The sequence below is a fragment of the Cognatiluteimonas weifangensis genome (assembly GCF_003416885.1).
GTDB lineage: Bacteria > Pseudomonadota > Gammaproteobacteria > Xanthomonadales > Xanthomonadaceae > Cognatiluteimonas > Cognatiluteimonas weifangensis.
The window spans coordinates 54,816-72,875 of sequence record NZ_QVPD01000002.1 but is presented as its reverse complement, the minus strand read 5'-3'; the positions used below and the strand labels follow the sequence as shown (position 1 = coordinate 72,875).

The following is an 18,060-nucleotide window of genomic DNA, read 5'->3' as shown; positions in this document are numbered from 1 at the left end:
TTTCCTTCCTCGTCGAACTCGCAGCAGGTCCCAGGAGCCCCGGCCGCAAGGCCGGGGCTTCGCCTTGCGGCCCCGGGCGCCGGCCCGGCCGACGACTCAGCCGCGCCGGGGCTGGTACAGGTCGGTGAGGGTGCCCATGAAAGCCTCGCCGGCCAGGCCCACCGACTCGCTCAGGGTCGGGTGCGGGTGGATGGTATGGCCGATGTCCGCGGCCTCGGCGCCCAGCTCGATCGCCAGCGCGATTTCGGCGATCAGCTCGCCCGCATGCACGCCGACAATGCCGCCGCCGACGATCCGCTGCGACTGCGCGTCGAACAGCAGCTTGGTGAAGCCTTCGGTGCGGCCCAGCCCGATCGCGCGGCCCGAGGCGCTCCACGGGAACCGGCCGACCTCCACTGCCAGCCCCTTGGCTTGCGCCTCGGCCTCGGTGACGCCGACCCAGGCGATCTCCGGATCGGTGTAGGCCACCGACGGGATCACCCGCGCGACCCATTCGCGCTTCAGGCCCGCGGCCACTTCCGCCGCAAGGTGCGCCTCGTGCGTCGCCTTGTGCGCCAGCATCGGCTGCCCGACCAGATCGCCGATGGCGAAGATGTGCGGCACGTTGGTCCGCATCTGCGCGTCGACCGTGATGAAGCCGCGCTCGTCGACCGCGACGCCGGCCTTCGCCGCGTCGAGCTTGCCGCCGTTGGGCGCGCGGCCGACCGCGACCAGCACGCGATCGTAGGTGCTCGCGGCGGGGAGGCTCGCGCCTTCGAACGCGCACTCGATGCCTTGTTTCGTGGCCTTGGCGGCGACGGCCCTGGTTTTCAGGTGCACGGCCACGCCCTGCTTCTTCAGGCGCTCGGCCAGCGGCTTGACCAGGTCGGCGTCGGCACCCGGCATCAGCTGGTCCATGAACTCGACCACGGTGACGGCGCTGCCGAGCGCGCGGTACACCGTGGCCATTTCCAGGCCGATGATGCCGCCACCCACGACCAGCAGCGACTTCGGCACGTCGGCCAGCTCGAGCGCACCGGTGGAATCCATCACCCGCGGGTCGTCCCACGGGAAAATCGGCAGGCGCACCGCCTGCGAGCCGGCGGCGACGATGCATTGGGCGAAGCGCAGCAATTGCGTCTTGCCCTCGGCGTTCGCGATCTCGAGCTCGTTGGCGGACACGAACTTCGCCGTGCCCTGCACCACGCGCACCTCGCGCTGCTTCGCCATGCCGGCCAGGCCACGGGTGAGCTGGCCGACGACCTTGTCCTTGTACGCGCGCAGCTTGTCGAGCGCGAGCTTCGGCTTGCCGAACTCGACGCCGTACTCGCCGGCGTGCGCGGCCTGCTCGATCACGTCGGCGGCGTGCAGCAGCGCCTTCGACGGGATGCAGCCGACGTTGAGGCAGACGCCGCCGAGGGTGGGGTAACGCTCGACCAGCACCGTGTCCAGGCCCAGGTCGGCGGCGCGGAACGCGGCGCTGTAGCCGCCGGGGCCGGCGCCGATCACGACCAGCGCGCACTCGATGTCGGCCTGGCGGCCGCTGGCGGCCGCGGCCTGCGGCGCGGGCGCCGACACAGCTGCGGGCTGCGCCGACACGGCAGCGGCGCCCGCGGCCGCCGCGGATGCGGCCGCCTGCGGCGCGGAGGCGGGTTGCGCCGCCGGCGCCGCGGCGCCCTCGGCTTCCAGCACCGCGATCACGCTGCCCTCGGACACCGTATCGCCCAGATTGACCTTCAACTCGCGGACCACGCCGGCGGCCGACGACGGCACTTCCATCGTCGCCTTGTCCGATTCCAGGGTGACCAGCCCCTGGTCCTTCGCCACGGTGTCGCCGACGGCGACCAGCAGCTCGATCACCGGCACGTCGTCGTAGCCGCCGATGTCGGGAACCTTCACGTCAATCATGTCGGGCATCGCATCCTCGCTTCGGGCAGGGCCCGGTTGCCGTCCGTGCCGCGGGCCGCCGGGGTCCGGAACGCCGGCCGCGGCGGCACGGCCCGCTCGGACCGCGCCCGGGCCTGCGTCATCCGTTCAGAGCAGCGCCCGGCGCAGGTCGCCGAGCAGTTGCGCCAGGTAGGCGGTGAAACGCGCGGCGGCGGCGCCGTCGATCACGCGGTGGTCGTAGCTCAGCGACAGCGGCAGCAGCAGCCGCGGCTCGAACTTCCCGCCGCTCCACACCGGCCGCAGCGCCGCCCTCGACACGCCCAGGATCGCGACTTCCGGCGCGTTGATGATCGGCGTGAAGCCGGTGCCGCCGATGCCGCCCAGCGAGCTGATGGTGAAGCAGCCGCCCTGCATCTGCGCCGGACCGAGCTTGCCTTCGCGCGCCTTGGCCGCCAGTTCCGCGGTCTCGGCGGCGATCTCCAGCACGCCCTTGCGGTCGCAGTCGCGCACCACCGGCACCACCAGGCCGTTGGGCGTGTCGGCCGCGAAACCGATGTGGAAATACCGCTTCAGCACCAGGTGTTCGCCGTCGGCGTCGAGCGAGGCGTTGAAGGTCGGGTATTTCTGCAAGGCGGCGACGCTGGCCTTGATGATGAACGCCAGCATCGTCAGCTTGGCCGCGCCGCCCTTGGCGATGGCTTTCGTGTGTTCCTCGTTGAGCGCCACGCGCAGCGCCTCGAGCTCGGTGATGTCGGCGTCGTCGTGCTGGGTGACGTGCGGGATCATCGCCCAGTTGCGGGCCAGGTTGGCGCCGGAGAGCTTCTGGATGCGGCTCAGTTCGCGGGTCTCGATCTCGCCGAATTTGGCGAAGTCGACTTGCGGCCACGGCAGCAGATCGAGCCCGCGGCCGGCCCCTGCGCCGCCGGCCGCGCCGCGTTGCAGCGTGGCTTTCACGAACTGCTGCACGTCGTGCCTGGAGATGCGGCCGCCGCGCTCGCTGCCGGACACCTGCGTCAGGTCCACGCCCAGCTCGCGCGCGAACACCCGCACCGCCGGGCTGGCGTAGGGCACCTTGCCCGGCAGCACCGCCTCGGCCGCGAAGCGCAGCGGTGCCGCCGCCGGGCCCGGGCGCGGCGCAGCGGCGGGCGGCGGCGGCTCGGCCGGCGCCGAGGGTCGGGGCGCCTCGGCCGCTGCCGGCGCCGGCGCCGGCGCGGGCACCGCTGCCGCCGGCGGCGCCGGCTCCGTCGCCTGCCCGGCGGTCGCCGCTTCGATCAGGGCCACGACGCTGCCTTCCGACACCGTGTCGCCGAGCTTGACCTTGAGCTCGCGAACCACGCCGGCGAACGGCGCCGGCACCTCCATCGTCGCCTTGTCCGATTCCAGCGTGACCAGGCCCTGGTCGGCCGCGACCGTGTCGCCGACCGCGACCAGCACCTCGATCACCGGCACGTCGTCGTAGCCGCCGATGTCGGGGACGCGTGCTTGCTTCAACTCGGCCATTGCGGACCTCGGGGCGATGGGGGTCCGACTATTGTGGCCGCGTCGGCCGGGCGACGCCAACGCGCCGCCGCGGACCGCGGCGCCGGCGACGCTCCGCCACGGCGCCGGGCAATGCCTGCGCAAACGCGTTTTTTGCCGGCGATTGCGATCACAGTGCCGGCCGCGGCCCGATCACAGATCCGCAAGTTGGCCGGCGCGCGATGCCGGCCACGTCACAGTTCAAGCAGCTGCCGCTTAAGCGGCGGCGGCGGCGGCCGATGATGACACAGCTCCCAAAGGCATCCAGGAGGAGTCGCATGCGGACTTCGCCGATCATCCGGATCTGCCTGCTGGCCGTGTTGCTGGCGCTGTCGGCGGGCGCGGCCGCCTCGGAAACCGTACGCGCCAGCTTCGGCGCCAGCGTCCGCGTACTGGGCGCGAATCAGCCCGATCTGGCCCGCAGCCTGCCGCTGCCGGTACCCGGCCACGTGATGAGCGAGGACACCCGCGGCCGGCATTACGTGTACGCCGGCGCGCTGGACGATGCCCGGGCGTATTACCGGGTGCAGATGGCCGCGCGGGGCTACACCCTGCTGGACGAAACCGTACTGGCCGCCGACGCGGTCGAGATGCGCTTCCACCGCGAACGCGAACTGACGCTGGTCAGCCTGCGCGCGGCGACCGGGTCGGCGCCGACCCGCATCGGCCTGCGGGCGATGCGGCGCTGAGTCCGTCGAATCGACCCCGGCCAGCCCGGCCCGCTCAGAACGCCACCGTCACGTTGATGTGGTCGCTGTAACTGCCGAAGGCCGCGTCCAGGCCCGGCGCGATGCGCCCGTAGACCGGGACCCGGGCGCGGAACTCGCCGCCGCCGATCGCCGAAGTGATACCCATGCCCGCCTGGGTGCCGCCGGCGCCGTCGCCAAAGACGCTGCTGCGCGCGCTGTCCACGTAGAGGTTGTAGGCGAGCGTCTGGGCACCGGAGCGCATCTGCCGCGGCAGGTAGGAGCCGCCGTCGCCGCGATCCAGCTCCACCCGGACCACGACGTTGTTCTTGTCGCAGACCACGTCGATGGCGCCGGCAGCGTCCAGCGGCAGGCTGCTGAGCGGATCGTAGGTGCCGAAGGCGATCTGCGCGCCGGAGATATCCACGCGGCAAACGGGGTCGCTGGCCGCCTGCGCGGGCAGGGCCGGCACCAGGCCGCCCACGGCCAGCAACCAGGCGCCCAGGCGCAAACCGGACATCCGCACGCTCCCGCGGCAGCGATGCCGCAGTCCGACGGCGGTGCCGATGGCCGGCGTGTGGTGCGCGTTCATGGTCCCTCCCTGCAGTCGACCGGCTCCAGCCGGGTCACGCCCGGTGCCAGCACCGGCACCTGCAACGTGCAGCGCGCGCGCGCGCCGTTGTCCAGTTCGACCTCGAGCACGTACGCGCCCGGCGCCACGTCCTCCAGGTAATAGCGGGCGCTGCTGCCGATCCGGGTACTGTAGTCGCGCCCATCGCCGTGCAGCCGCACCGTGGCGGCGCCGCTCTGCGGCAGGCGCAGGCGGCCGGCGATCGCGCGCAACGGCCGCGCCTGGAACGGCACCACCGCGCCGCCGCGCCGCGGCACCGCGACGGTGAGCGCGTTGGGCCCGATGTCCCAGTCGGCGGGCACATCGGCCTCGTCGTAGCCGATGCGGTTGGGGTAATACGGCAGCAGGTCGCGCACCAGCAGTTCGCCGGCGGCATCGGTGACGCCGACCGCCAGGTTCTCGCGCCGCACCTGCACCCCGGCCAGGCCGGGCACGCGCACCAGCGCGAAGCCGTTGTCCACCGGCGGCGTCGCGAACGCACGCCCGCCGATCGCGACCAGCGCGCCGCTCAGCAGCACGCTGGCCTGGCTGGCGCCGTCGGCGTCTTGCACGGTCAGCGCATAGCGGCCGTGGCGCCCCTGGTATTCGCCGCGGGCGTAGGCGACGTCGGTGCCGTTCTGGCGGTCGAGGCTGGCGCTGTAGCCGAAGCCGGTGTCGGACGGGCGCGAGCGGTTGGCGTCGATGCCGTACCCCCAGCCGTTGCCGTCGTGGCGGCTGCCGAGGTTGAGGTTGTCGCGCCCCAGCGCCAGGCTCAGGCCCAGCTGCGCCACGGTGTCGCGGCCGCCGTCGCCGTCGTTGCGCGCCAGCGCGAGGAACAGTCGCGTGTCGGCGCCCAGGCGCAGGCTGCCGTCGAGGCCGTAGCGGGTGTCGTCGCCGGCATCGAAGTAGCGGTTGCGGCTCCAGTGCAGTTGCAGCGACACGCGCGCAGTGGGCGACCAGCCGACCGCGGCAAACGCATCGCCGCGCGGCTGCCGCAGCAGGCTGCCGAGGCTGTCGTCGGCGGAGGTATCGCCAAGCCGGCGATAGCCGCGGTCGAACCGGCGCAGGCCCAGCGACCAGCCGGCGACGCGGTTGCTGTAGCGGTAGTCCAGCGCGCTCGCGCCGCCGCGGTCGGCGGCCGCGGGTCCGTCGCTGCGCGCCAGCGATGCGGACAGCTCGCCCAGCGGCAGCCGCAGCGCCGCCTGCGCGCCGAGGTTGCGCAGCTCGCGGTCGGCTTCGGCGCGGACGCCGACGGTCAACGCCGGGTTGAGGCCGCGGCGCCAGTAACCGGCCAGCACCGGGTCGTCGCGATAGCGATCTTCCAGCGGCGACGGCCGCGCGCGGCCCAGGCGCAACGCGTATTCCGACAAGCCCGGCGCCAGCAGCCCGGAAGCGCTGTAGTACGACGCGCTGGACAGTTCGCGGGTGCCGCCGAAGGGATCGCGCAGCAGCAGCCGCACATCGTTGCGGCCCGGGCTCAGGCCCAGCCCCTGCAGCGAGAACGGCCCGGCCTGCAACGGCTGGCGCCCGACCAGTACGCCGTTGGCGTAGACCTCGACCGTGCCCGGCGCCTGCAGCACGCCGTCCAGGTATGGCTGCGGAAAGGTGATCAGGAACGGATCCAGGTCGAACGCGCGCGCCACGCCGACGCCGCCGAGCAGCGCGCTGCCGCCGAGCGGGTCCGGGCTCAGCGCGTACTGGTCGCCGAAGGTCCAGCGCCGCAGCGTGCGCGGCTGGTCGAATTCGAGCCGGGTCAGGCCGCGGCGCCAGCCGCCGTCGGACCACCATTGGCCGTCGCTGCGCAGCGCCCACGGCCCGCGGCCGACGGCGCCGTCGACGAACAGGTTGCGGGCATCGCGGCGGCTGCCGAGGTTGGCGGCGTAATCGAGTACCGCGCTCCAGTCGCGCGCGCCGTCGAGCTGCGGCGGCGGCGCGTGGAAATCCGCGCGCTGCAACGGCAGGACGGTCGCCGGGCGGCGGATGTCCAGCCGCAGCTGGGCATGGTCGATGGCGATGCGGATGCCGTGGCCGATGGCGTCGGCGGCGACGAAGTCGCGACCGTCGACGCGCTCCGTGGCCACGCCGGCGTCGAGCGGCACGCCCGCCTTCTGCAAGGCGGCGCGGTCGACCAGCACCTGCGATCCGCGCACCAGCACCACGGCGATGCCGTCGCAGACGTCGTCCACGCAGACGTCCAGCAGCAGGGTGTCGGTATCCATGGCCGCCGGTGCCGCGGACGCCGGCGACGGGGAGGCCTGCGCCGGCGGTTGCCCGGCCAGCAGCAGGCCGAGCGCGAGCGCCAGCGCGCCGCTCACGGCACGCAGTGCCGCGCCGACAGCGGCAAGCGCAGATCGGTGCCGGTGTCTTCCAGCCGCAGGACCAGGGCCGTGGTGCGTGCACACAACGCGGCCGCAGCCTGCACCCGCAGCGGCAGGCTGGCACCGGCCAGCACGTAGTTGCCCTGCAGCTGCCGGCGCTGCAGCACGCTGCCGTCGGCCGCCAGCAGTTGCAGCGTCAGCGTCTGCGGCGGCAGGAAGGCCTCGCCGGCGTTGCGCAAGACGAAGGCGAGCGCGTCGCCCCGCCAGCGCGGGGCCTGCAGCACCGGGGCCGGCGTGCCGGCGTCGCTGCCGGCCACGAACACCGGCAGGCTGATCTTGGTCAGCATGCGCACGCCGCTGCCGGCGGCAGTCGCGGCCGCGGCCGGCTGCTCCTGCAGTTCGATGCGATAGGCGGCTTCGCCGGGACCCGTCGGCGGCAGCAGCAGCCCGACCCGCAGCCGCGCCTTGCTGCCGGGGGCGATTTCCAGCAGCAGCGGATGCACGATCAGATCGTCGCTGGGCGCGAGTTGCCAGGCGCCGTCGTCGCCCATCCGCCAGCTCGAGACCGACACCTCGAACTGCAGCGGCGTGGCGCCGCTGTTGCCGACCTGCACGGTGTCGACCAGGTGTCGCGCATCCAGCCGCACTCGGGTCGGGCTGAGTTCGAATTCGGCGGCACGCGCCGGCAGCGCGAACGCAAGCAGCGCGAGGACGAGCGGCAACAGGCGCATGGACATGACCGGATGGCGGCTGACGCCACGCACGGCCGGCGACGACATCGCCGCCGGCCATGGCGGGACCGGCGTCAGAACGTGACCGAGACCTGGACCACGTCGCTGAAGTTGGCGCCCAGGCCGACGTTCTGGCCGGCCGGGATGCGGCCGTAGGTGGTCAGCACGGTGTCGGCGTTGGAGGCGGCGGCGGTGAACTCGACGTCGTTGCCGGCATCGCAGCCCCAGACGCTGCTGCGGCCGCTGTCGGAATAGATTTCGTAAGCCAGCAGCTCGCTGCTGGTGGCTTCCTTCATCGCCCGCGCCGGGGCGGCGCAGGTGCCGGCGCCGTTCTGGCCCTGGTCCAGGGCGACGTTGGCGGCGATGCCCTTGACGCAACGCACCGAGACGCTGCCGGTCTGGTCCAGCGGCGTGGTGGCGTTGACGTCGGCCGGGTCGTAGGTGCCGAAGGCGATGTCGCTGGTCGCGCTGACCCGGCAGCTGCCCTGGACATTGGCGGTGACGTTGAAGCTGCCGGTGGCCGGGTTGGCGGCGGTGGCGGCGCCGGCGGCGAACAGGCCGATGGACGCGATCGCGGCGGCGAGCGGAAGCGAAACCTTGCGCATGGAGCGTTCCCCCGAAAGAAATGGATGGCGACGTCGAGAACGACGAACGCCCCGCAGCGGCGGGGGACGCGGTTCGGATCTCGAGCGGGCGCGGACGCTAGCGGCTGCAATCGGCGCTGTCGATGCTGAATAGGGGACTGACGTGCGATCTGTCACACCTGAACGCGTTTTCATGACCATCGTCACGAAAGCGATCGCCAACCAGGCCGGGTTCGGCCTGTGATCGAGCCTGCAGAACGCACCATCCGCCTGCCAACGCGCGGCCAATCCTGCCGCGGACCGTCGACGCGGCGCGGCAGGCCGCACCGCGACCGCCGCGAACGTCCTGGCTGCGGCGGTCACCGGGTTCCCGGCCGCTGCACCCCTCCGCTCCCGGCCGGGCCGCCGCCATGACCTTCGGCATCCCCCGACAGGACCTGCAACCCCCGCGTGCGGACCCGCATCTTGTCCACCAGGGGCAGCCCCCGATGCCCCGGAGCACGACCATGCGATGCCTGCAACATGTGCTGTGGCGCGGCGCCGTCGCGCTGGGCCTGCTGGCCTTTGCCGGCACCGGCGCACTGCTGCTGCCGTAAGCGGCGGCAACCCGGCGCGTGGCGACGACGGTACCCGCGCGCCGCCCCCGGCTAAGGGTGCTCGGCCTCCGTGTGCGCGCGCTCGCGGCGCAGCAGGTACAGGCCGCTGGCGACGATGATGCCCGCGCCGAGCCAGGTCACCGCGTCCGGCAGCACGCCCCACACGGTCGCGTCCAGCAGCACGCCCCAGAGCAGCGCGGTGTATTCCAGCGGCGCCAGCAGCGAGGCTTCGCCGAGCCGGAACGCCTCGGTGATCGCCCACTGTCCGAGCGCGCCGGCGACGCCGATGCCGAGGATGAGTCCGGCATCGGCCGCGCGCAGCGGCGTCCATTGCGGCCACGCCAGCAGGCCCGCGCCCAGCGCCATCAGCAGCATCAGCCACACCACCATCGCCTGGGTCGAATCGGTGCGCGCCAGCACCCGCACCGTGATCGCCGACACCGCATAGCCCAGCGCCGCCAGCAGCACCGCCAGCCCGGCGCCGGTCAGCATGCCGCTGCCGGTCGGCCGCAACACCACCAGCACGCCGGCGAAGCCGATCGCGATCGCGGTCCAGCGCCGCGGCCCGACCCGCTCGCCCAGGAATGGCACCGACAACGCGGTAATCAGCAGCGGCGCGACGAAGAAGATCGAGTACGCGGTCGACAGCGGCAGGGTGCGCAACGCGTACACGAACGCCGCCATCATCGTGATCCCGAGCGCGCCGCGCAGCAGGTGCAGCGACCAGCGCACCCGCAGCAGCGGCGCCAGGCCGGTGCTCCACAGCGCCCACGCCAGCAGCCACGGCAGCGAGGAGGCGCCGCGCAACGCGGCCACCTGGAACGGCGGGTAGCGCGTGGACAGCGTCTTCAGTCCCGCGTCCATCAGCGAGAACACGGCCACGCACAGCAGCATCAGCACCACCGCGCGCCAACGGCGGCGGGCGGCGGCAAGTCGGGAAGCGGTCATGCCGCCAAGCATGCGGCATGCGCGGCCCGCATGGACGCGGGCGGACACCGGCGGCGGCGCGGACGCCGCCGCCGGACGCTCAGAACCCGTGGTTGTAGCTGATGCCGCCGCCCCAGTCGGGGCTGCCGTCGGACAGGCCGGCGCTGGCGTACAGCTGGAAGCGGTTGGCCGGATCGGCGCCGAAGCTGTAGAACCCGGTCACCTCGCTGCGGTCGTCGAAGTCGCCCGACGCCGCCTGCCGCCAGTCGTACATCGCGCCGACGCTGCCGCCGTTACCGACTTTCCAGCTGGCACCGAGGTTGACGTTGGCGACGCCGTCGACGTCGATGTAGTCGGAGTTGCCCAGCGCGGTGTAGCCGACGCCGCCGAACACCGTGGTCCTGCCGAAGGCGCGGTACAGGTCCAGCGCCAGGCCGTAGTCGTTGGCGCCGGTGCCCAGGCCCTTGTCCTCGTCGGCAGTGGCGAGCTTGGCCTTGCCGGTGAGGTCGATGCCCAGCGCGCTGCCGGTGTCGAAGCTGTAGGTCGCCGCCAGGGTGAGATCGCCGATGCCCGAAGCGGTGCCGGTTTCCTGCGCCAGGGGATCGGGCGCGGGGGCATTGCCGCGGCCGCGGCCGCGCGGATTGGTGTTGACCACCACGCCCACGCCCGGCAGCACGTTGGGATCGCCGGACACGCGCAGCCACGGCAGGCTCGCCTTCCAGGTCCAGTTGCCGCTGGCGTATTTGGCGCTGAACGGCACCGACAGGATTTCGGTGGTGGTGTCGCTGCCGTAGTCGCCGCTGCTGTAGTCGACGCCGGCACCGAGGGTCCAGCCGTCGCCGGCGTGGGCGCTGCCGATCGCCAGCAGGCTGGCGCAGAACAATGCGGAACGTTTCATCGCAACTCCAGGAAGGGGACAAGGCGACGGGCGCACGCGGCGCCCGTCGCAGGCAGGGGAACGGGACGTCTTACGGACGGCCGCCGCCGCGTTCGGGCTTGTCCGGACGCTGCGGGCGTTCCGGCCGTTCGGCCCGCTCCGGCCGCGCCGGACGCTCGGGCTTGGCGGCACGCTCGGGCTTGTCCGCGCGGGCGACCCGTTCACCGCGGTCGACCTTGGCGGCCTGCGCCTTGCCGTTGCTGTTGCCGGCGCTGACCAGCGCGCCGAGGTTGAAGCCGAGCTCCCGGGCGATCTGGCCCCAGCCCATGCCGTCGGCGCGCATCGCCAGCACGCCGCCGCTGCTGGTGGTCGAGGTGGTGCCGTCGGGATTGGTGACGGTGGCCTCGGTGCCGGTCAAGGCCGATTGCAGGTCGGGATACGCGCCCGATTCCAGCAACGCCTGCGCCAGCGACAAGGTGATGTTGACCTCGCCGTAACCCAGCGGCCCGTTCGGGTTGACGATGCTGCGCTCGACCGTGGTCGTGGTGGTCTGCGGGTTGCCGTTGGCGTCGAGCACCGGATCGCCGTTGGCGTCCAGCACCGGGGTGGTCACGGTGTCGGTGACGGTGAAGTCGCCGCCGCTGCGCAACTGGTCGATCAGGTCGGCCGCGGCTTCGGGGGAGCCGGCGAGCTCGGCGTAGCGCTCGGCCAGGCGCTCGGCCGGCACGCTGGCCTCGGCGACGACGGTATCGTCGACGACGGTATCGTCGCCGCCGGTGTCCTGGGCGAAGGCGGGGGCAACGGCACACAAGGCGGCGGACAGCGCCGCCGACAACAACAGGTAACGGGGCTTGGTTTTCATTATGCGGGCCTTGTCGGGAACGGGACCGTCGGGGGAAACGGCGGCCCATCCTGCTACCCGCGCGGCGCGGGCGGCAACGGCATCCCCGCCGCTGCGTTCAGCGCGGATTTCCAAAACGCCGATTTCCCGTGATCGCGCGCACATTTCAATGCGGCGCGGGCCTGCGCTACCCTGCCTGCCCCGCACGCCAGGCCGTCGCCATGCCCTCCTTCGACATCGTCTCGGAAGTCGACACCCACGAGCTGACCAACGCCGTCGACCAGGCCAATCGCGAGCTGGCCACGCGCTTCGACTTCAAGGGCGTGCAGGCCTCCTTCACCCGCGAGGACGACGCCATCGCGCTGGCGGCGCCGAGCGAGTTCCAGCTGCAGCAGATGACCGACATCCTGCGCGCGCGCCTGGTCGCGCGGAAGATCGACGCGCGCTGCCTGGAACCCGGCAGCATCGAGACCAACCTCGCCGGCGCGCGGCAGAAGCTCGCGGTCAAGCAGGGCATCGAACGCGAACTGGCGAAAAAACTCCAGGCCGCGTTGAAGGACGCCAAGCTCAAGGTCGACAGCCAGATCAACGGCGACAAGCTGCGCGTCAGCGGCAAGAAGCGCGACGACCTGCAGGCGGCGATGGCGCTGCTGCGCGCCGGCGACTACGCGCAGCCGCTGCAGTTCGACAACTTCCGCGACTGAGTCGCGGCCCGGCTGCGTCCTGCGGGCGGCCAGGCCCGGCATCGGGTCACGGTCATCGCGACCCACGTCGCCCCTGCGCGCCCGTGCGCGGCGCGACGCGGAGCGGCGCTTGTCCCGGCATCCTCAGGGGCTGCGGAACAGCGCCTGCAGATCGGCCGCATCCAACGGCCGCCACGCGCCCGGCGCCAGCTCGCCCAGCGCCAGGCCGCCGATGCGGCTGCGGTGCAGCGCCACGACATGGTTGCCGACCGCGGCGAACATCCGCCGCACCTGGTGGTAGCGGCCTTCGGTGAGCGTCAGCCGCGCGCGGCGCGGATCCACCGCTTGCAGCACCGCCGGCGCCAGCGGCGTGGCCTCGGACGCCAGCAGCAGCGTGCCGCTGGCGAAGATCCCGGCCTCGTCGCCGCGCAGGTCCTGCGCCAGGGTCGCTTCGTAGACCTTCGCCAGCCGCGCGCGCGGCGACACGATCCGGTGCAGCAGCGCGCCGTCGTCGGTCAGCAGCAGCGCGCCGCTGGTGTCGCGGTCCAGGCGCCCGACCGGGGACAGCAGCGGCGAGCGCCGGCGGAAACGCGGCGGCAGCAGGTCGTAGACGAGGCGGCCGGGATCGCGGGTGGAACAGGTGTAGCCGACCGGCTTGTGCAGCAGCAGCACCAGACCCTGCGGCGGATCCAGCGGCGCGCCGTCGAGGCGGATGTCGGCATGGGCGACGCGGGCATCGGCGGACAGCACCGCGCCGGCGGCATCGGTGATGCGGCCGGCGCGCAACAGCTGCGCCACCTGCTTGCGGCTGCCGTAGCCGAGGTTGGCCAGCAGCTTGACCAGCTTCATCGGTGGCGTCCGCGGTCGTCGCCGGTGCGCCCCGCGGGCACGCGCGCCTCGATCACCTTGAAGCCGTCGCGCTGCACCACCGTGCGCACCTCGGCGAAACCGGCGGCCAGCGCAGCCTCATACGGCAACTGGCGGTTGGCGACCAGCCACAGCCGGCCGCCGGGCTGCAGCGCTGCCGCCGCGGCGGCGATGAAGGCGCGACCGAGGTCGGGACGCGACTCGCGACCGCCGGCGTGGAACGGCGGATTGCTGACGATCGCGTCGTAGCACCGCGGCAAGCCGGCGGCGACGTCGTGCCAGTGGAAGGCCAGCGGCACCCCGGCGCCCCAGGCCACGAGGTTGTCGCGCGCCAGCGACAGCGCGCGGGCGTCGGCTTCGTACAGGTCCAGCGCGCTCACCCGCGGGCAACGCGCCAGCACCTGCCCGGCCAGGTATCCCCAACCGGCGCCGAGGTCGGCGACGTGGCCGGCGAGGTCGGCGGGCAGGTGCTCGGCCAGCAGCGCCGAGGCGGGGTCGACCCGGTCCCAGGCGAACACGCCGGGGCGGCTGCGGAAGCGGCCGCCGGGCACGCGCGCATCGGCGATCGGCCGCGGCGCATCCAGCGCGCGCCACTGCGCTGCCAGTGTCGGATCGGCGGCGCCGGCCAGCGGCTGGGTCCAGAACACGCGGCAGTGGTGCTTGGACAGCACCTGCAGCGGCCCGGCCAATCGCGCCAGATCGGCCTGGCCGGAAGCCGCGCCCTCGCGATTGGGCATGCAGGCGACCAGGGTGCCGCCCGGCGCGAGCTCCTCCAGCGCGCGCGCGAACAGCGCCCGCGCCTGTTCGCGCTGCCGCGGCGGCAGCAGCAGCACCAGCGGATGGCGCCGGCCGTCGTCGCCGGCAGCCAGCGGCAGCCCGGCGCGCTGCAGGGCATCGGCGTCGGGCTTGAGGTCGGTCGCGCAGACCAGGCCCGGCCACGCCTGCCGTTGCAGTGCCGCACCCGCACGTGCGCCCCGCAGCAGCGCGCCGCCGACGCGCGGCCACGGCAGCAGCCCGTCGGCGAACGGCAGCAGCAGGGTGTCCAGCACCGGGTCGGCGACACCGGCGCTCACGATGGCAGGGCGATGACGGGCATCGCGCGATTCTACGGGTCCGCGCGGAGCGGCGGCTTTGCGGAACGCTAACGCCGGCTTGATGGAAAACGAACGCGCGGCCGGCCACGATGCCCGCACAGCCATCGAGGGGAATGTCATGCGGGCACTGTTCGTGGGCGGTCCGGTCGACAACAGCGAGCTGGACCTGGAAGGACGGCACCCCCCCATGCACTACCCCGAGAACACCGGCACCGGCCGTCCGCGCTACCAGTTGCACCATGTCGGCCGCAACGACGGCGACGTCGCCTACGCGGTCTACGCCGCGCCCGGGCTGGCGGACGCGGAAGTGCACCGGATCGCCGACGAGCGCGGCTATGCACGCCGTTTCGACGCCACCCCGGTCGCGCCCTGATCCCCGCACCGCCGATTTGTTTCGGCCGATCCGCACAACGCGGCCCCCGCCCGCCGATTTCCGGCAGGCAGTCGCGCCGGCAATCGCATCGGCAATCGCGCCGGCAAGGCGCGCGGCGCTATTCCCGCGTCGGTGCGTTCGGATCGGGCGGATGCCGGCGCGTCGACGGTTCCGGCGGCGACGGGTTGGGCAGGCGTTCCACCGCGCGGATCCGGTCCAGCCACAGGTAATGATCGCCGCCGGCGTGCGCCCGGCCATCGTCGAGGAAGCTCTCCAGTCGCAGCACCGCATTCATGCCCTCGCGGCCGTCGGCGTCGTAGAACGCCTGCACGCTCGGGGTCGCACTGACCAGGCCGCAGAGCTCGCTGCCGTCGTCCAGGTGCAGACGGACCTGGGCGTCCTGCGGCAACTGCAACGCCAACGCCTCCAGCCGCTTCAGGGCCGCGGCCTCGACATGGACCCGGGGCGCTTCGCGCGACATCCTCGGCCTCCGTTTACCGGTGCGTCGCGACCTTAGCCCGCCGCCGCGTAAGCCGCGGTGAACCCGGTGTGCAGTACACCGGCAGCGGTGCGCCGCGCGGCCGGCCGCGGCTCAGCGCGGGTGCCGGCGCAGCCGCTCCAGCGACCACGACAGGCCGAGGCAGGCCGCCAACGCCAGCGTCCAGTTGAAGGCCAGGCCTGCCGATGCGCTGCCGGCGGCCATCGACGGCAGCAAGGCCGCGAAGGCGTGCAGCCACTGGCTGCCGTACAGCGCCATCGCCGCGACTGCCGACAACGCCAGCAATGCCGACAGCACGTGCAGCAGCTGCTGCTCCAGGCGCGTGTCCGGCGATGCGTGCATCGCCGCACGCAGCGCGACGCTGCGCGCGAAGTCGGCGGGCGGCGCAGCGGGCAAGGGCCGGCGCAGCGCGCGCGCCACCTGCCGGTAGCGCTCCAGCAAAGGATCGTCGCCGGCGATGGCGCCGCTGCGCTCCGCGCGCAGCGCGCGTTCCTGCACCTGCCACTCCTGCTCGTCGACGGGCTCGGGTTTGCGCGGATCGATGTTCATGCGGCGACTCCCATCCGCGGCTCCAGCGCCTCGCGCAGGCGCTTGCGGCTGCGGAACAAGTGACTCTTGATGGTGCCCTCGGCGAGGCCGGTGATGCGCGCGATCTCGGCGATCGGCACCTCGTCCAGGTGATACAGCGTCAGCAGCGTGCGCTGCAGCGGCGGCAGCGCGGCGATGGCCGCGTGCAGGCAGCGCGCGAGCTGATCGTCGGCGGTGGCGGCCTCCAGGTCGAAGCCGTCGTCGACCGTGTCCAGCGCCGATCCGTCGTCCTCGGCGCGGGGCTCGGCCAGCGGAATGCGCTTGCGCTCCAGGTGCCGCCTGGCGACCGAGTAGGCGACCTGCCCGATCCAGGATTTCAGCGGCGCGTCGAAACGGTACTGGTGCAGGTTGCGGTGCACGCGCAGGAATGCCTCCTGGCACAGCTCGCGGGTGTCCTCCGGGTGCCGCACCATGCGCTGGATGATGTGCCAGCACAGGCCCTGGTAGTCGCGCACCAGGTGCTCGAACGCGCCCGGCGCGTTGCCGAGCACCGCGGCCACGAGGGCGCGGTCGGCGTTCGCAGCCTGGTTGTCGCCCGCAGCATCCATGCCCACTGGATACGCCGAGGGCGGCACCGGTTGCAATCGGCCGGACCTGCGCCCGCGACTGCAACCGACGGGCGGCCGGCCGTATCCCTTGCCGCGACCCTTCCCTGTACCCCGTCCACCGGAGCCCCGCCATGAATTTCGAGATCCTGATCCCGATCACCCTGTTCATCTGCATCGTCTATGCGATCAAGGTCGTCGTCGACGCCCGCGTGCGCCGGCAGATGGTCGATTCCAACGGCTCGCAGGAGCTGGTGCGCTCGCTGCTGGAAGGCGAGGAACTGCGCCGCCGCCATGGCGCGCTGCGCTGGGGCGTGACCCTGGTGCTGCTGGCGGCCGGTTTCGGCATCGTCCAGGCCAGCGGCTGGGACGAGCTCAACCCCGGCGTGATCGCGGTGCTGGTCGGCGCCACCGGCCTGGGCAACCTCGCCTACTACCTGATGGCGCGCAAGCTGGGATAAGCGCGGGCGTCGTCGCGGCACTGCCGCGCGCCGGGCGACCGCCCGCGCGCGGCGAGCGGCCCCGTGGCGTCCAATCCCCGACGCCACACGCATCGCGGCGACTCCGTCCAAAGCCGACTTGCGGCGCTCCTCCGGACGCCATGGGGCCGGCGCGGGCCGGCGGCCGCCGCTCAGCCGGCGACGGCCGCCACGCCCAGGCGCGCGGCCTCGCCCGACAGCACTTCGGCGGCCGGCGCCGCCTGCCCGATCAGGTAGCCCTGCGCGTAGCGCACCCCGAGCTCGCGCAGGCGCTGCAGTTGCGCGCGCGTTTCCACGCCCTCGCAGACCACGTCCGCGCCGATCCCGTGCGCCATGCCCACCACCGCCTCCACGATCGCCATCGCCCGCGGGCTGTCGAACATGTGCCGCGCGAACGCCTGGTCGACCTTGACGAACTCGAAGTCGAGCCGGTGCAGGTGGGTGAGGTTGGAGTAGCCGGTGCCGAAGTCGTCCAGCGCGAACGGCACGCCGTGCTCGCGGCAGTGCCGCATCACCGCGTGCACCGGCGCGTAGTCGAGCATGCGGCTCTCGGTGACCTCCAGCTTGAGCACGCCGGCCGGCAGTTGCGCGCGCTGCACGCGACCGACGATCTGCCGCGCCATGCCCGGCTCCAGCAGCTGCCGCGCCGACAGGTTGACGGCGATCCCGGGCAGCCGCTCGGCGCCGCCGTCGCGCAGGCCGACCAGCACGTCCAGCACCCGCTCGAGCACGTATTCGCCGACCGGCACGATCAGCGAGGTCTCCTCGGCCAGCTTGATGAATTCGGCCGGCGACACCGGGCCGCGCCCCGGCAGGTTCCAGCGCACCAGCGCCTCGTAGCTGGCCACGTGCCCGTCGCGGATGTCGTAGATCGGCTGGTAGCGCACCTCCAGGGTGCCGCTTTCGAGGGCGTCGCGCAGCTGCGCCTCAAGCCGGATCTTGTCGATGCCGTCGCGCTCGGCGGGATCGTCGCAGGCGACGTCCTCGGCCGGCAGCGGCGCGTCCGCCGGCAGGCTGGCGATGATGCTGCGGGTGCGCTGCAGCAGGCTGTCGACCAGCGCGCGCACGATCGGATCGCCGGCGTCGAGGCGGTCGAGGAACTGGTCGTGCTCGATCGCCAGCAGCACGCTGTCGCCGCGTGCGGTGGCGGTGGCGCTGCGCGGCGCGCCGTCGAGCATGCCCAGCTCGCCGATCAGCTCGCCCGGACCGAGCACGCCGTGGCTGATGCTGCGCCGGCCCTGCACCGACACCAGCTCGATCGCGCCGTGCTCCACCAGCCAGGCGCAGTCGGACGGATCGCCCTGGCGGTACAGCACCTCGCCGGCGAACAGTTCGCGTCGGATCGTCATGGTTCCCCCCCGGGATCGCGGGCTTGCGG

18 protein-coding genes and 1 pseudogene are annotated in these 18,060 nt (G+C 73.0%); 4 read left to right on the top strand and 15 right to left on the bottom strand.

Features of this window, described 5'->3' with window-relative positions:
- Positions 1-96: 96 nt before the first annotated feature.
- Both lpdA and aceF read right to left on the bottom strand, forming a co-directional pair.
- Complete coding sequence (lpdA, locus tag D0Y53_RS02055) at positions 97-1,887, bottom strand: dihydrolipoyl dehydrogenase (RefSeq protein WP_386724975.1); 1,791 nt, start codon at positions 1,885-1,887, stop codon at positions 97-99.
- Positions 1,888-2,013: 126 nt separating this feature from the next.
- Positions 2,014-3,357: pseudogene (gene aceF / locus D0Y53_RS02050) on the bottom strand (dihydrolipoyllysine-residue acetyltransferase); the annotation flags it as partial.
- Between the two features lie 305 nt (positions 3,358-3,662).
- On the opposite strand from aceF, the gene D0Y53_RS02045 reads away from it, so the two are divergent.
- Entirely contained in the window at positions 3,663-4,073 is a 411-nt protein-coding gene (locus D0Y53_RS02045; protein WP_117201520.1) for a hypothetical protein, read from the top strand.
- Positions 4,074-4,107: 34 nt separating this feature from the next.
- On the opposite strand, the gene D0Y53_RS02040 is transcribed toward D0Y53_RS02045, so the two are convergent.
- The 7 genes from D0Y53_RS02040 to D0Y53_RS02010 all read right to left on the bottom strand — a co-directional run bounded on the left by D0Y53_RS02040 (position 4,108) and on the right by D0Y53_RS02010 (position 11,575).
- On the bottom strand, positions 4,108-4,590 hold the full coding sequence (locus D0Y53_RS02040; protein WP_233511605.1) for a Csu type fimbrial protein: 483 nt from the start codon (positions 4,588-4,590) through the stop codon (positions 4,108-4,110).
- Between the two features lie 68 nt (positions 4,591-4,658).
- Positions 4,659-6,995, bottom strand: a complete 2,337-nt coding sequence (locus D0Y53_RS02035; RefSeq protein ID WP_117201516.1) for a fimbria/pilus outer membrane usher protein — start codon at positions 6,993-6,995, stop codon at positions 4,659-4,661.
- Entirely contained in the window at positions 6,992-7,735 is a 744-nt protein-coding gene (locus D0Y53_RS02030) for a fimbrial biogenesis chaperone (protein WP_158550554.1), read from the bottom strand. Before D0Y53_RS02030 ends, D0Y53_RS02035 begins: the two co-directional genes overlap by 4 nt.
- A gap of 68 nt (positions 7,736-7,803) precedes the next feature.
- The gene (locus D0Y53_RS12805) at positions 7,804-8,334 is read right to left on the bottom strand and encodes a Csu type fimbrial protein (protein WP_158550553.1); all 531 of its coding nucleotides are present in this window, start codon (positions 8,332-8,334) and stop codon (positions 7,804-7,806) included.
- 626 nt (positions 8,335-8,960) lie between these two features.
- Positions 8,961-9,857 (bottom strand): DMT family transporter, encoded by an 897-nt coding sequence (locus D0Y53_RS02020; RefSeq protein WP_233511604.1) that lies wholly within the window; start codon positions 9,855-9,857, stop codon positions 8,961-8,963.
- A gap of 79 nt (positions 9,858-9,936) precedes the next feature.
- The gene (locus tag D0Y53_RS02015; protein WP_147318980.1) at positions 9,937-10,734 is read right to left on the bottom strand and encodes a transporter; all 798 of its coding nucleotides are present in this window, start codon (positions 10,732-10,734) and stop codon (positions 9,937-9,939) included.
- Positions 10,735-10,804: 70 nt separating this feature from the next.
- A complete protein-coding gene (locus D0Y53_RS02010) occupies positions 10,805-11,575 on the bottom strand; it encodes a hypothetical protein (RefSeq protein WP_117201508.1) in 771 nt (256 codons plus the stop codon).
- Positions 11,576-11,775: 200 nt separating this feature from the next.
- Here D0Y53_RS02010 and D0Y53_RS02005 point away from each other — a divergent pair, with 200 nt between their 5' ends.
- Positions 11,776-12,258: a YajQ family cyclic di-GMP-binding protein gene (locus D0Y53_RS02005; protein ID WP_117201506.1), complete on the top strand. Its 483-nt coding sequence runs from the start codon at positions 11,776-11,778 to the stop codon at positions 12,256-12,258.
- Between the two features lie 123 nt (positions 12,259-12,381).
- On the opposite strand, the gene D0Y53_RS02000 is transcribed toward D0Y53_RS02005, so the two are convergent.
- Together D0Y53_RS02000 and D0Y53_RS01995 are read right to left on the bottom strand one after the other, a co-directional pair.
- Positions 12,382-13,086, bottom strand: a complete 705-nt coding sequence (locus D0Y53_RS02000; RefSeq protein ID WP_117201504.1) for a pseudouridine synthase — start codon at positions 13,084-13,086, stop codon at positions 12,382-12,384.
- The gene (locus D0Y53_RS01995) at positions 13,083-14,177 is read right to left on the bottom strand and encodes a class I SAM-dependent methyltransferase (RefSeq protein WP_233511603.1); all 1,095 of its coding nucleotides are present in this window, start codon (positions 14,175-14,177) and stop codon (positions 13,083-13,085) included. The genes D0Y53_RS02000 and D0Y53_RS01995 overlap by 4 nt, the downstream gene beginning before the upstream one ends.
- A gap of 139 nt (positions 14,178-14,316) precedes the next feature.
- On the opposite strand from D0Y53_RS01995, the gene D0Y53_RS01990 reads away from it, so the two are divergent.
- Positions 14,317-14,571: a hypothetical protein gene (locus D0Y53_RS01990; protein ID WP_117201501.1), complete on the top strand. Its 255-nt coding sequence runs from the start codon at positions 14,317-14,319 to the stop codon at positions 14,569-14,571.
- Positions 14,572-14,689: 118 nt separating this feature from the next.
- Here D0Y53_RS01990 and D0Y53_RS01985 read toward each other — a convergent pair whose 3' ends face one another.
- From D0Y53_RS01985 to D0Y53_RS01975, 3 genes are all read right to left on the bottom strand, one after another.
- Complete coding sequence (locus tag D0Y53_RS01985) at positions 14,690-15,052, bottom strand: DUF3247 family protein (RefSeq protein ID WP_117201499.1); 363 nt, start codon at positions 15,050-15,052, stop codon at positions 14,690-14,692.
- A gap of 111 nt (positions 15,053-15,163) precedes the next feature.
- Complete coding sequence (locus D0Y53_RS01980) at positions 15,164-15,619, bottom strand: hypothetical protein (RefSeq protein ID WP_117201498.1); 456 nt, start codon at positions 15,617-15,619, stop codon at positions 15,164-15,166.
- The gene (locus D0Y53_RS01975) at positions 15,616-16,206 is read right to left on the bottom strand and encodes an RNA polymerase sigma factor (protein WP_117201496.1); all 591 of its coding nucleotides are present in this window, start codon (positions 16,204-16,206) and stop codon (positions 15,616-15,618) included. Before D0Y53_RS01975 ends, D0Y53_RS01980 begins: the two co-directional genes overlap by 4 nt.
- A gap of 131 nt (positions 16,207-16,337) precedes the next feature.
- On the opposite strand from D0Y53_RS01975, the gene D0Y53_RS01970 reads away from it, so the two are divergent.
- On the top strand, positions 16,338-16,664 hold the full coding sequence (locus D0Y53_RS01970; RefSeq protein ID WP_117201494.1) for a DUF6249 domain-containing protein: 327 nt from the start codon (positions 16,338-16,340) through the stop codon (positions 16,662-16,664).
- Between the two features lie 170 nt (positions 16,665-16,834).
- On the opposite strand, the gene D0Y53_RS01965 is transcribed toward D0Y53_RS01970, so the two are convergent.
- Entirely contained in the window at positions 16,835-18,031 is a 1,197-nt protein-coding gene (locus D0Y53_RS01965) for an EAL domain-containing protein (RefSeq protein WP_117201492.1), read from the bottom strand.
- Between the last annotated feature and the right edge of the window lie 29 nt (positions 18,032-18,060).